This window comes from Streptomyces endocoffeicus (assembly GCF_016741935.1).
GTDB lineage: Bacteria > Actinomycetota > Actinomycetes > Streptomycetales > Streptomycetaceae > Streptomyces > Streptomyces endocoffeicus.
Genome location: NZ_JAERRG010000001.1, coordinates 796,600 through 809,502, shown reverse-complemented (window position 1 = coordinate 809,502; position 12,903 = coordinate 796,600). Strand labels below are relative to the sequence as shown.

10 protein-coding genes and 1 pseudogene are annotated in these 12,903 nt (G+C 72.3%); 5 read left to right on the top strand and 6 right to left on the bottom strand.

What is annotated here, in order from left to right; genetic code table 11:
- Positions 1-12: 12 nt before the first annotated feature.
- Both JK364_RS57475 and JK364_RS03385 read left to right on the top strand, forming a co-directional pair.
- Positions 13-2,313 (top strand): CaiB/BaiF CoA-transferase family protein, encoded by a 2,301-nt coding sequence (locus tag JK364_RS57475; RefSeq protein ID WP_201847325.1) that lies wholly within the window; start codon positions 13-15, stop codon positions 2,311-2,313.
- On the top strand, positions 2,310-3,827 hold the full coding sequence (locus JK364_RS03385; RefSeq protein ID WP_201847323.1) for an AMP-binding protein: 1,518 nt from the start codon (positions 2,310-2,312) through the stop codon (positions 3,825-3,827). The genes JK364_RS57475 and JK364_RS03385 overlap by 4 nt, the downstream gene beginning before the upstream one ends.
- Here the strand turns inward: JK364_RS03385 and JK364_RS03380 are convergent.
- The 4 genes and pseudogenes from JK364_RS03380 to JK364_RS03365 all read right to left on the bottom strand — a co-directional run bounded on the left by JK364_RS03380 (position 3,772) and on the right by JK364_RS03365 (position 7,512).
- Positions 3,772-4,596, bottom strand: a complete 825-nt coding sequence (locus JK364_RS03380; RefSeq protein ID WP_201847321.1) for an alpha/beta fold hydrolase — start codon at positions 4,594-4,596, stop codon at positions 3,772-3,774. The genes JK364_RS03385 and JK364_RS03380 overlap by 56 nt on opposite strands.
- A 122-nt stretch (positions 4,597-4,718) precedes the next feature.
- A pseudogene (locus JK364_RS03375) lies at positions 4,719-4,817 on the bottom strand (LysE family translocator); the annotation flags it as partial.
- A 214-nt stretch (positions 4,818-5,031) separates the two neighbouring features.
- A complete protein-coding gene (locus JK364_RS03370; protein WP_201847319.1) occupies positions 5,032-6,303 on the bottom strand; it encodes an O-antigen ligase family protein in 1,272 nt (423 codons plus the stop codon).
- Between the two features lie 135 nt (positions 6,304-6,438).
- Positions 6,439-7,512, bottom strand: a complete 1,074-nt coding sequence (locus JK364_RS03365; RefSeq protein WP_201847317.1) for an Lrp/AsnC family transcriptional regulator — start codon at positions 7,510-7,512, stop codon at positions 6,439-6,441.
- A gap of 124 nt (positions 7,513-7,636) precedes the next feature.
- Between JK364_RS03365 and JK364_RS03360 the strand changes: the two genes are divergently transcribed.
- Entirely contained in the window at positions 7,637-8,938 is a 1,302-nt protein-coding gene (locus JK364_RS03360) for a metal-dependent hydrolase family protein (RefSeq protein ID WP_201847315.1), read from the top strand.
- Entirely contained in the window at positions 8,938-10,509 is a 1,572-nt protein-coding gene (locus tag JK364_RS03355; RefSeq protein WP_201847313.1) for an AbgT family transporter, read from the top strand. Before JK364_RS03360 ends, JK364_RS03355 begins: the two co-directional genes overlap by 1 nt.
- A 56-nt stretch (positions 10,510-10,565) precedes the next feature.
- Here JK364_RS03355 and JK364_RS03350 read toward each other — a convergent pair whose 3' ends face one another.
- Positions 10,566-11,393 carry a DUF427 domain-containing protein gene (locus JK364_RS03350; RefSeq protein ID WP_201847310.1) on the bottom strand — a complete coding sequence of 276 codons (828 nt, stop codon included), beginning with the start codon at positions 11,391-11,393 and terminating at the stop codon, positions 10,566-10,568.
- The gene (locus tag JK364_RS03345) at positions 11,390-11,608 is read right to left on the bottom strand and encodes a hypothetical protein (RefSeq protein WP_201847308.1); all 219 of its coding nucleotides are present in this window, start codon (positions 11,606-11,608) and stop codon (positions 11,390-11,392) included. The genes JK364_RS03350 and JK364_RS03345 overlap by 4 nt, the downstream gene beginning before the upstream one ends.
- A gap of 374 nt (positions 11,609-11,982) precedes the next feature.
- Here JK364_RS03345 and JK364_RS03340 point away from each other — a divergent pair, with 374 nt between their 5' ends.
- A complete protein-coding gene (locus JK364_RS03340) occupies positions 11,983-12,618 on the top strand; it encodes an HAD family acid phosphatase (RefSeq protein WP_201847306.1) in 636 nt (211 codons plus the stop codon).
- Positions 12,619-12,903: the final 285 nt, after the last annotated feature.

Below are 12,903 nucleotides of genomic sequence, written 5' to 3'. Positions count from 1 at the left end.
CGCGGAGGAGATGTGAGCAACCCGGCCGTTCGCGTCGTCGAACTGTCCAGCCCCTTCACCCGGTTCGCGGGCCGGCTCCTGGTCGGCCTCGGACACGAGGTCGTCCTGGTCGAGCCCGAGGAGGGCGATCCGACACGGCGCGAACTGAACGGCGACGCCTTCGTCCACTGGCACGCCGGCAAGCGGTCCGTCACCCCCGCGTCCCCGGAGGAGCTGCGGCGCCTGGTGGCGGGAGCCGACGTCCTCCTCGACGGGACACCGGACGGCGCGCCGGAGGCCGTCGCGGGACTCGGCCACCTCGTCCACGTCCGCGTCACCCCCTTCGGAACCGTGGGCCCCCGCAGCCACTGGCAGGGCACCGATCTGGTGGTCGCCGCGCTCGGCGGCATGCTCGCGCAGGTCGGCGACCCGGATGGGCCGCCCCTGCACCTTCCGGAGAACCAGGCGGAGCAGCTCGCCGGTGTGCACGCCGCGATCGCCGCCCTGCTCGGACTGCGGGCCAGGCGTACGGGGCCGGGCCAGCTCGCCGACGTGTCCGCCCAGGCGTGCACGGCCGCCGCCCTGGAGGCGGGCGCCCTCGCCCATCTGCACGAGGACCGGGTGCCCGCGCGCCCCGGCCGGGTGCATCCGCTGGTGCCGCACGGGCTGTTCCGGTCCGCCGACGGCCATCTCGGCGGTGGCCTCGGTGGCAGCCCCCGGATGTGGGACGCGCTGCTCGCCTGGCTGCGCGAGGAGGGCGCCGAGGCCGACCTCGCCGAGCCGCGCTGGCAGGACCCGGTGGAGCGGAAGAAGTACCAGGAGCATGTCTTCGAGGTGGTGCAGGACTTCGCGGGCCGGTGGCCGAAGGCCGAGTTCGCCGAGCTCGCCCAGTCCAGGAAGCTGCCGTGGGCGGCGGTCGACCTGCCGCATGAGCTGCCCGGCAATCCGCAGCTCGCCGCCCGTGACTTCTTCCTCCGCGCCGGGGACCGCACCGACCTGGGGTTCCCCTTCGCGTTCCCCGAAGGCCACCGGATCAAGGAGCTGGACGTCCCGGAACGGGGCGGGGACCAGCGGCTGCTGCACGAGCGCCGCCCGGCCCGGCCCGTACCCGCGGCGTCCGGGGAACCCGCGCGGCCCGCCCTGCACGGCGTCCGCGTCCTGGATCTGACCTGGGTGCTCGCCGGGCCGTACTGCACCAAGGTGCTCGCCGACCACGGCGCCGATGTCATCAAGGTCGAGTCCCTGGGCCGTCCCGACCCCACCCGGTTCGCGCCCTTCATGCATCTCTCGCGCGGCCCGCACACCGATCCGAACACCAACGGCTACTTCAACGAGGTCAACCGCAACAAGCGCAGCCTGGCCCTCGACACCCGCACCGAGGACGGCGTCGCCGTGCTGCGCGACCTCATCGCCTCCTGCGATGTCCTGGTGGAGAACTTCAGCGCCACCGTGATGACCAAGCTCGGCCTGGGCTACGACACCCTGCGCGAGATCAACCCCCGCCTGGTGTACATCAGCATGTCCGGCATGGGACACACCGGCCCGCGCAGCGGCTGGGTGTCGTACGCGGACACCGTGTCCGCCAGCTCGGGGCTCACCGGCCTGACCGGATGGGGCCCGGACGACGTGGTCGGGGTGATCTACGGCCACGGCGACATCGTCGCGGGGCTGCAGGCTGCGCTCGCCACCGTCGCCGCCCTGGAGCACCGGGAGGAGACCGGGCGCGGACAGCACATCGACCTGTCCCAGCTCGAGGCCATCGCCTCCCACATGGGCACCAGTCTGCTCCACCCCACCGAACCCGCCGGGAACACCGATCCGCGGTGGGGCCCGCAGGGCGTGTACCGCTGCCTCGGCGCCGACAGCTGGCTGGCCGTCAGCGTCCGCGACGACACCGAATGGGCCGCCCTGTGCACGGTCATCGGCCGCCCCGACCTCGCCACCGACGACCGCACCCGCGCGGCGGAGAGGCGCGCACACCACACCGAGCTGGTCGACGAGGCCCTCGCCACCTGGGCCAGGCCCCTGCCGGCCGACGCCGCCGCCGAACTCCTCCAGGAGCACGGCATACCCGCGGGCCCGGTGCGGGACGGCCGCGACCTCGTGGAGCACGATCCGCAGCTGCGGGCCAGGGGCTTCTACATCCGCGCGGAACACCCGGTGGCGGGGGCCTTCCTGCACGAGGGGCCGCCCGTCCGGCTCATCCGCACACCCGGTGGCATCCGTAAGGCGGCACCCGTGCTCGGCGCCGACACCGACGATGTGCTGCGCGAGGTCGCGGGCCTGTCACCCGAGCGGATCCGCGCACTGCGCGAGCGCGAGGTGCTGCGGTGACCTCACTGACGATTCCCGGGCTGCTCCAGGCGGCGGCCCGGGACCACGGGGACCGCCCCTTCCTGCGGATCGGGACCACGGTCCGCACCTACGGCGAGACCCGGGAGGCCGCCGCCACCATGGCGGGGGCCCTCGCGGTCCAGGGCTGCCGTCCGGGCGAGCGCATCGCGGCGATGACGGGCAACCGGATCGAACTCGTGGACCTGTTCCTCGGCGCCGCCTGGCTCGGCGCCGAGCTGGTGCCCCTGAACACGGGGCTGCGCGGCGCCGGGCTGCGACACGTCCTGGACCAGGCCCGCCCTACTCATCTGCTCGCGGAGGACGGGACGGCCGAGCGCGTGCGGGCGGCCGGGTACCGGGGGACGCTGTGGCGCGCCGGAGCGGACGGCACGCCCCGGCCGGGCGGCGGACCTGCCTTCCCGGCGGCACCCGTCCGCCCGGAGGACACCGCGTGTGTCCTGTTCACCTCGGGGACCACCGGCACGTCGCGCGGGGTGCGCTGCCCCCACGCCCAGTTCGTCTGGTGGGGGCGCAACGTGTCCGACGCGCTGCGCCTCACCGCGGACGACGTCCTCCACACCTGCCTCCCGCTGTTCCACACCAACGCGCTGAACGCGCTGGCACAGGCGATGACCGTGGGGGCGTCGATCACGCTGGCGCCCCGCTTCTCGGCCTCCCGGTACTGGGCCGAGGCGGCCGGAGCCGGGGCGACCGTGGTCTATCTGCTGGGCGCCATGGTGCCGATGCTGCTGGCCCAGCCCCCGGGCCCCCACGACCGTGCGCACCGGGCCGTCCGCGGGCTCTCCCCGGCGACACCGGCCCACGCCTGGGGGCCGTTCCGCGAGCGGTTCGGCGTCACGCTGATCGACGGATTCGGCTCCACCGAGACCAACCTGGTCATCGGCACGACCCCCGAGAAGCAGCGGCCCGGCTACATGGGCACCCTGCGCGAGGGCTTCGACGCCCGTGTCGTGGACGAACTGCTCACGCCCGTCCCCGACGGCACCCCGGGTGAACTGGTCGTGCGCAGCCACCGGCCGTACGCCTTCGCCACCGGCTACCTGGGCGAGTTGGCGGAGCCGGTGGACGCGTGGCGGCACACGGGGGACCGGGTGGTCCGCGAACCCGACGGCTGGTTCCGGTTCGTGGACCGCATCAAGGACGTGATCCGCCGCCGTGGGGAGAACATCTCCTCGTGCGAGGTCGAGACGGTCGTCCGCAGCCATCCCGAGGTGGCCGACGCGGCCGTCTTCCCCGTGCCGTCCGAGCTGGCCGAGGACGAGGTCATGGTCGCCGTGGTGCCCCGCGCGGGCGGCACCCTCGACCTGGCCGATGTGATCCGCCACTGCGAGCGCGAGCTGCCCCCGTTCGCCGTCCCCCGCTATGTGGACATCCTGGGCGAACTGCCGCTCACCGAGACCGGGAAGGTGCGCAAGGCGGCGCTGCGGAGGCAGGGTGTCACCGGGACGACGTGGGACCGGGCCACCGCCGATGCCGGTCCACCCACGCGGTGACGACATCGGCGAACTCCCCGGGCAGCTGCTCGGGCGCCGGTACGTGGCCGCCGGACAGGACCGCGGTCTCGCAGCCGAGCGCCGCCGCGAACTTCTCCAGCGCGGGCAGCGAGTAGTGGTCCTCCGGCGCGCATACGGCGAGTACGGGGGCGGTGATGTGCGCCAGCCGCTCCTCCATCCGGTACCGGTACACCGCCTCGTGCCCCTCCTCCACCCGGTCCAGCACCGTCAGCGCGTCGATCACATAGCGGTGCAGCGCGGCCTCCTCGCCCGCCCGGTAGAAGGCGCGGCGCCGGTTCCACACCTCCACCAGATGTGAGCCGTCCGGCTTGGGGTCGACATGGTCGACCGGCGGGCGGGCGGGAGCCGCCGCGCGCTTGGCCTCATCCACGAAGGCAGTGGCCGAGAGCAGCAGACCGCTGACGCGGTCGCCCAGCCGGGCGGCCACCTCCACGGCCACCACACCACCCGTGTGATGGCCCACCAGGTGGAAGGAGTCCAGCCCGAGCGCGTCGGCCAGCGCCTCCACTCCATCGGCGAACCGCTCGATCGAGTGCGGCCCCTCGGGCCTGGCCGAGGCGCCGAACCCCACGGTGTCCATGGCGATCGCCCGGTGCGCCCGGCCCACCAGGGGCAGCACACCGGCGTACTCGGTCCAGGAACGTGGCGTCTGGTGCAGCAGCAGCACCGCCTCACCGGACCCGCACTCCGCGTAGTGCAACTGCCCGAAGGAGCTGGGCGCGTAGCCCCGCCGCACCGTGTCCGCCATCGCTGTGCCCCGCCTTCCGGTTGACGCGAACGCCCACCCACTCTCGTCGCCACCGCGCGGACGGGGCCAGGAGAACGGTCCGCTGTCCGGACCCCGGGCGGCCACAGCGTCCGTTGGGCCGCCTACCTCGGAGAGGCGGCGAGCCGTACGGCCAGTCCCGTGAACACCGTCCCGCTGAAGACATTGAGCCCCCGCGCCACCCGGCGGCTGCGGCTCAGCAGCCCGGCGAGCTTCCCCCGCATCGTGGCGGCGGTGGCGGGCGGGTCCCGCTCAGCAGATCGGCGGAAGTCCGCTGCGGTTCGAGAGGCGCGCCCGAAGGGGCGCGGGGCTGTGTCGATGTGCGGCTCCGCCGCGTGGGCGCGACCAGCCACAACGGCGCCGCGGACGCCCGACAACACATCGCGGCACTTCCAGCGGAGCGTCCAGCGGAGCGCTTCAGCGCCGCGCGCGCCGGCCCGACCGCCCCGTGGCCCGCACGGGCGTCCCGGACTCCCGCCACCCGCCCGGGACCTCGGCCATGACGAGGCCGAGGACCAGCCAGAAGAGCATGGCGATCCGGTCCAGGTTGGCCGGGTGGTCCACCGTGGCCGCCAGGAAGAACCCCGTCAGGGCGGCGAGCCCGACGACACCGGCCACGGACTTCTCCCGCGCGGCGCGGACCGCGGAGGCGACGGCGATCACGGTCACCAGCAGGATGCCGAGCAGACCGGCCACGCCCGCTTCGGCCAGCCAGTTCAGCCACATGTTGTGCGCGTGGACGAAGGTCCTCCCGCCCGGTACGGCGGCGGAGACGGCGTCGCCAGCCCGCCCCAGACCGACCCCGAGCGGATGGTCCACGGCCAGGTCCACGGCCGCCTTCCACGCCTGGCCCCGGACCCCGAGCGCGTCACCGGCCCGCGACACCACCCACAGCGCCACCGTCACCGCCGCCAGCCCCGCCAGCCCCACGGTCGTCAGCGTCCGCACCCCCCACCGGCCGAGGCGGGGGGCGAGCCAGTACGCGCCACCGAGCACCAGCAGACCCGCCGCGGCCGCGACGCAGCCCGCCCGGGAGAAGGTGGTCAGCACCGCGCCGTACGCGAGGAGGCCCACGGTCACGACGGCGACCCGGGCCGTGCGTTCGGCCACCGTCACCGCCGTCAGCAGGGCGATCGGGGTGAGCAGCACCAGGAACGCGGCGAGCAGGTTGGGGTTGGCGAAGGTGCCCGTGGCGCGGATCATCGCACCGGCCCCGCCGCCGTCGCAGTCGACGTCGGTGAAGAGCCCGGTGCGGCAGAAGCCGGTCGGCACCTCGTTGGTCACCTGGGCGAACGCCGAAGTGGCGGCGGCCGCCACGCAGACCAGCGCGAGCAGCGCCACCGCCCGCCACGATTCGGGCTGCGACCGCCGCACCCCGACCAGCAGGTAGAAGGTGGCGAGAGCGGTCATCAGGGCGCGCAGCGGTGCGTCGGGGTGGCCGCCGACGTAGGTGGTGGCGATGGCACTGAGCAGGAGCAGCGCGATGGCGAGGTCGAGCCGGGTGCGGAACGTGGCGAGTCGCGGGGCCGTCACCGCCGTCGCGACCAGCCCCGCCAGCACGGCGAGGCGCACCGGTGTGATGACGCCGACCAGCGGGGCGTCCGGGAAGAAGTCGGTGGCCGCGTCGAGCATGACGATGGCCGTAGCCACCAGCGGAACGGCTTGGACTATCGCGCGCACAGGTGCCATGGCGCCCCAGCGTGTCCGGCGGCGGGTACCGGCAGATGGCACCCATACGAACACTGGACAGCGCCTTCACGTCCGGTGCGCCCCGCCGACCGTTTCCGACGAGGTGGCCCCGATACGGGACCGTGTGCCCGCGTCTCAGGTGGCGGTGGCACCCCCGGTGGCACCCCCGGCGGCGGGCGCGGCGAAGGGGCGCAGCGGGACGATGCCCACGCTGTGGCCGTCGCGGTCCAGCAGCCGGCCCATGTGCTTGACGGTGCGCAGCACCACCGAGCGGTCCTCGATGGTCAGCCGCGGCAGCCGCCTGGACAGATGTGCCTCGAAGGTGTGCACATCGCCGGACGCGCGCAGCCAGACGTCGATCACGAGGTTGTGCGGGCCCGCCGTGATCGCGCACGACCGCACCTCCCGCACTCCGGCCAGCGCCCGGCTGGTCTCCTCCAGGCGCTCGGCCGGTACGGACGCGAAGTACACCGCGGACAGCGGCCACCCGGACAGCGGCCGCGCCAGGTCGCAGCGCAGACACACCCGTGAGCCGAGCAGCGACCGCAGCCTCCGGCGGACCGTGGTGAGCGGCGCGTCGGCGTGGTCCGCGAGATCGCTGACCGCCATCCGGCCGTCCACACTCAGCAGCTCCAGGAGCCGGATGTCCAGGGGGTCCCAGCCGGCCGTCCCGGAGGGGAGCGGCTCGGTCGGCGGGAGCGCCTCCTGGAGACGGGCGAGCTGCGTGGCGTCCAGGGCGCGCAGCCGCCACCGGCTGCCCTCGGAGGGCACGGCCGTGGCCACATGCGTACGTGTCGCCCGTACCCCCGGGGCGCCACGGAAGAGAGCGGTGGTGAGCTGGGAGAGCTCGCCCAGGTCGGAAGCCTGCAGCGCGATCACCAGATCCCGGCTTCCGGCCGTGAGCTTGACGTTCGCCACCGAGGGTTCGGCCGCCAGGGACTCGGCCACGTCCTCGCCGACCCCGGGCTCGGCGTCCACCTCGACGATGCCGGTCACCACGATCCGGGAGTCCGACAGCCGGGGGTAGGCGGTCACCCAGGCCAGCCCCCTCTCCTGGAGCCGGTGCCAGCGGCGCGCGGCCGTCACCGGGTTCACCCCGAGCACATCACCGACGAGAGTCCATGGGGCCCTGGGGTGGATCTGCAGTGCGTGTATGAGGCCGCGATCCAGCTCGTCCAGGTCATGCGCGGCGAAATCCTGCGTGTGCATGGGCGGCGCTTTTCTGCGTATCGCATGTGAATCTCGATGGAATGCTGCATGATAACACCCGAAACACGCGATGGATCGACACTCCTCCCCACCAGTTCCCGCAACGAGGAGTGAGATCGAGCTCATGACGGAACCCACCACGTCCGAGACCACCAGGACCGCTCTGCGCGTGGAGAACGCCACGTTGGTCGACGGTACCGGGGCGGCCCCGATCGCGGACGCCGTTGTCATCGCCGACGCCGAAGGAACCATCACCTACGCGGGCCCGGCGGCCACCGCGCCCCCGGCGTCCGGCGACGCCTTCACCGGACGTGTCATCGACGCGGGCGGTCGCACCGTGCTGCCGGGTTTCTTCGACTGCCACACCCACCTCGCCTACGCCCATGCCAGCCCGCCCGGCCGCCGCGGTGAACTCGACCCGGTCCTGGTCACGTTCGACACCGCCACCCGTATGCGGGAGACCCTCGACGCGGGCATCACCACCGCCCGTGACCTGGGCGGCCTGGCCACCGGCTACCGCACCGCCGTCGAGACCGGCCGGATCGAGGGCCCCCGGCTGCACACCGCGGTGCGGATCATCAGCCACACCGGTGGCCACGCCGATGTGCGGCTGCCCGACGGCACCGACCTCAGCGGCGGGGAGATGTCCGAGCTCGCCGACACCGAGGACGAGGCGCGGCTGGCCGTGCGCAAGGTGCTGCGTGCCGGTGCCGACCTGGTCAAGATCTGCGCCACCGGTGGCATGGGCAGCCCCTACGACCAGCCGGACGACGAGGGGCTCCTGGAGGAGGAGATCCGCGCCGTAGTCGACGAGTGCCGGCGCCACGGCGGCAAGCCGGTGGCCGCCCACGCCCAGGGCAACGCGGGCATCCTCAACGCCATCCGCGGCGGGGTCACCAGCATCGAGCACGGCTACGGCCTGGACGACCGGGCCCTGGAGATGGCGGGGGAGCGTGGCGTCTTCGTCGTCCCGACCCTCTCCACCGTCTACGCGGGCATCAACAAGGCTACGATGGAGCACTATCACTACGAGAAGAAGGTGCGCTGGTCCGGCATCACCAAGGAGAACATCTCCCGCGCCATCGAGCAGGGGGCGAAGATCGCGCTCGGCACCGACGCCGCCGTCTGTCCGCACGGCCAGAACCTGATGGAGCTCTCCTACCTCGTCGACCTGGGCATGGACCCCATGGACGCCATCGTGGCCGGCACCCGGACCGCCGCCGAACTCCTCGGCGTCGCCGACCGGCTCGGCACGCTGGCCCCCGGCCGCGTCGCCGACCTCGTCGTCTGCGAGGGCGATCCGCTCGCGGACATCGGTGTGCTCGGCGATCCCGCCAACGTGGTGTGCGTCGTGCAGGACGGACACGTCCGCAAGGACACCAAGGGCCTCCTGCCCTCGGCCACGCCGGCCGCGGGGCGGCCCTGATGCCCGCGGTGACCGGGCTCCCCGCCCCCAGGGGCACCTCGCCGGACAAGGAGCGGCGTGGCGGGCTCGACCGTGTCCTCTCCTTCATCGAACGCGCCGGCAACGCCCTGCCCAACCCCATCGTCCTGTTCGCCGGGCTCTTCGCGCTGCTGGCCGTCGTCTCCACCGTCCTCGCCCTCACCGGTGTCTCCGTCACCGTCCCCGGCACCGATGACACCAAGCCCATCGGCGGGCTGCTCACCGGTGAGGGGCTGCGCTGGCTGCTGGAGAACCTGATCCCCAACTTCGCCACCTTCCCGCCGATCGGCGCCGTGCTGGTGCTGATCATGGTGGTCGGGCTCGCGGAGAAGACCGGTCTGCTGGAGACCGCGATGCGGGCCACGCTGGCCCGGGTGCCGCGCGCCGTGCTGCCGTACGCGGTGGCGATCATCGCCAGCCAGGCGCACATGATGAGCGACGTCGGCGCCATCGTGCTGCCACCGCTGGCGGCCCTGGTGTTCAAGAGCGCCGGGCGCCATCCCGTGGCGGGCCTCATCGGCGGCTTCGCCTGTGTCACCGCGGGGTACGCCGCCGGGTTCACCATCGGTTCGCTCGACGCCCTGTACGTGGGCATCACCCAGCAGGCGGCCTCGGTGCTCCCGGCCGCCGCGGGCCTCCATATCCATGTGCTCATCAACTACTTCTTCACCGCCGCCAGCAGCATCGTCCTGGGGCTGCTCGGCGGATTCCTCATCAGCCGCGTCCTCGAACCACGCCTGGGCACCTATCAGGCGGCCGACAGCGAGGCCACGGGGGAGGACCTGACGCTCACCCCGGCGCAGCGCAAGGGGCTCGCGGTCACCTGCGCGGTCGTCGGTGTGTATCTCGCGGCGGTCCTCGCGCTGTGGCTGCCGCCGGGCGCGCCGCTGCGCGGGGAGGGCGGCGCCTTCGTGCCCTCGCCGGTGCTGACCGGCGTCGTCCCGGTGCTCTTCGGCGCCTTCCTGCTCGCCGGGCTCACCTACGGCTTCACGGTCAAGCAGCTCACCGGCACCGAGGACGTGGTCACCGCCATGACCGACTCGGTGAAGAACATGTCCGGCTACATCGTGATGATGTTCTTCGCCGCCCAGGTCATCGCGGTCTTCACCTGGTCCAACCTCGGGGTGCTGCTGGCGGTGAAGGCGGCCGCGCTGTTCAACTCCATCGGCGTGACCGGCTTCTGGGCGATCATCGCGTTCGTCCTGCTGACCTCCTGCCTCAATCTGGTGATCCTCTCCGGATCCGCCTTGTGGTCCCTGGTCGGCCCCGTCTTCATCCCGGCCTTCATGCTCATGGACATGAGCCCGGCGCTCAGTCAGGCGGCCTTCCGCATCGGCGACTCGGCGACCGGCGCCATCACCCCGATGAACCCGTATCTCCTCCTGGTCCTGGCGATGGTCCGCGAATACGAACCGGAGGCCCGCCTCGGGACCCTCATCTCCCGGCTCGCCATCTTCGTGGTGCCGTTCCTGCTGGTGTGGCTGGCGATCCTCGGCATCTTCTACGGCCTGGATCTGCCGCTCGGCCCCGGAGCGCACATCGGCGTCAAATGACGCTTCCCGGGCACATGGCGGTCACCGTGTGCCCGGGACTCCCGAGGCGTTACCGGCTACCGCTGTTCCCGCTCCCAGTTCGCCCTGGAGACCGGGGCGGGCCGGGGAAGCGGCCGGCCGTCCAGGTAGAGGTCGACCTTCTCGTTGTAGAAGGCGACCAGCCCCGCGATGGGGGACACCTGGCGGGTCGGGAAGTCATAGGTCCAGGCGAGGTCCGGGTGGGTGGCGGTGCCGGTCCGGACGGACCAGTAGCCGCTCGTCATGCCCTTGTACGGACAACTGGTGACGGTCTCGGTGGGCTCCATGCGCGTCCAGTCCAGATACACCCGGTCCAGGTAGTAGCGCGTCGGGAGCCCCGTCTCCAGCACCATCACCGAGCTCGGGGCGTCGGCGAGCACGGCGCCGTCCAGCTCGACGCGTACGGCGCGGCCCGACCGGAGCGCGTCGACACGGGTGTACGGGCTCCTGGGGTGGACGAAGACCTGTTCGTCCTCCTCGAACCAGGCGTCGATGGCCTCCCACCGGAAGCTGACATGGCCCACGATGCCGGAGGGCGCGTCCTCGCCCCACTCCCAGGCCGCGCCCGGGCGGGTGAGCGAGCCCAGCTGGAGGGTCTGGCGGCGCGCTCCGCCGACCTTCAGCGCCATGCTCCGGCCCTCGTCGACGAGCGCCCCCTCGGCGATGTCGTCGCGGGGCACGCAGTACTGCGGATAGCCCGGCCAGAGCCACACATAGCGCGCCCGCACGGTGTCGAGGACGGGGCGGCCGGCCACGAAGCCACGGATGCGGCGCGGTACGGGCTCCACATGCCCGACCGGAACGATCATCGCGGGGTAGTCCGGTGCACCTGGCGTGTCCGGCGTGTCCGGTGTCCGCTGTGTCATGCCTCTTCCAGCGCCTCTCCGAACTCGCGCAGCGCCTTGCCGTGCTGGCTGTGGGCCAGCCCGTGCCCGACCGCTATGGCCGCCGCCACCGGCCAGTCGATGATCCCGATGGCGGCGATGACGCCGAGCCCGGCGAGGAAGCAGAGCTGCTCCTGCGACGGCAGTTCCACCCGCCGCCCATCGCACTGGACGGTCACCGAATGGCGCGCGGACACGTCCTCGGCCGCCGCACGGGGCCCGCGGGGCCTTCTCCTCGCCGCCGGAGCCGGCGTCCGGGAGTCCGCGCTGGTGGAAGGGGTTGTCTTGGTCGCTCTGGTCATGGCTTCGATCCGTTCGTCGACCTTGACGGACAAGCGCGATGACATTTTCTACTCTAATCCCACCTCCACGGCTCATGCCCGGTGGCAGCTACTTGCCATGATTTCGGCCGGTTCGGCGAGAAGCAAACGGTTGCGTCCGCGGCTCCCTTGTGCGGTCAGAGCGCCTCGCTCCGGTTGTGGCCAGGGGCTCGCCGAGGCGTCGGTGGCGGCCTTAGCTTCGAGCCGAATCGTGGCCGCCGGCCACGGCTGACGGAACGGAGGAAGCAACCATGAGAGCGGTCTTACGGAAGGCGCGGGCGGGAGCGGTTGTCGCCACGGCGGCTCTGCTGGGGCTGGCGGGCTCGGTGGACGCGCAGGCCCTCGAGGCGGATCGGGCGCGTACCACGGCGGTCGCGGCCCCCAGCGCCGCCGCGGCCGTCGACTACGAGACGTGGAAGAGCGATGTCGACAAGGTGATCGACCAGGCCCTTCCCTACGTCCAGCAGCGCATCCAGGACGGCGGGGGGCAGAAGCAGGCGATCGTCCTCGACATCGACAACACCTCGCTGGAGACGTACTTCCAGTGGTTCCCGCCGACTCCGGCCGTCGAGCGGGTCCTGGAGCTCACCCGCTACGCGAGCGAGCGCGGAGTGGGCATCTTCTTCATCACCGCGCGCCCGGACCTCCTCGACCAGGTGACCCGGGGCAACCTGGTGCACGTCGGGTACCCCATCACCGGCCTGTACCAGCGGTCACTGGGGGACGTCCTCGGTGACCCGGCCGAGTTCAAAACCGCGAAGCGGGCGGAGATCGAGTCCCTGGGCTACACCATCATCGCCAACATCGGGAACAATGAAAGTGATCTTGTTGGCGGGCACGCCGAGCGCACGTTCAAACTGCCTGACTACGACGGCCAGTTGTCCTGAATCGGAATAATGAATTCCGGCGGCTCCCCGGAGGGGGCCGCCGGAACTCGTCGGCCCACGGCCCTGCCTCCCCGGTCCCCCGGGGCGTCCCGGGGTGCGGGTTCCCCGCTGTCCGGAGGAGTGAATCCGCACCCTGCAATGAGGTTTCCCCCATTGTCTTTAGGGATTCGACCATACTCCGTGCTGGAGCGAATGGGTATAGTCCAGCGCTATGGACGGTCAAGGTGAGATCGTTGCGTCTTTGTCCGCTGAAGACGAGCTGCCCATGGGAAAGGCAGGCCACGT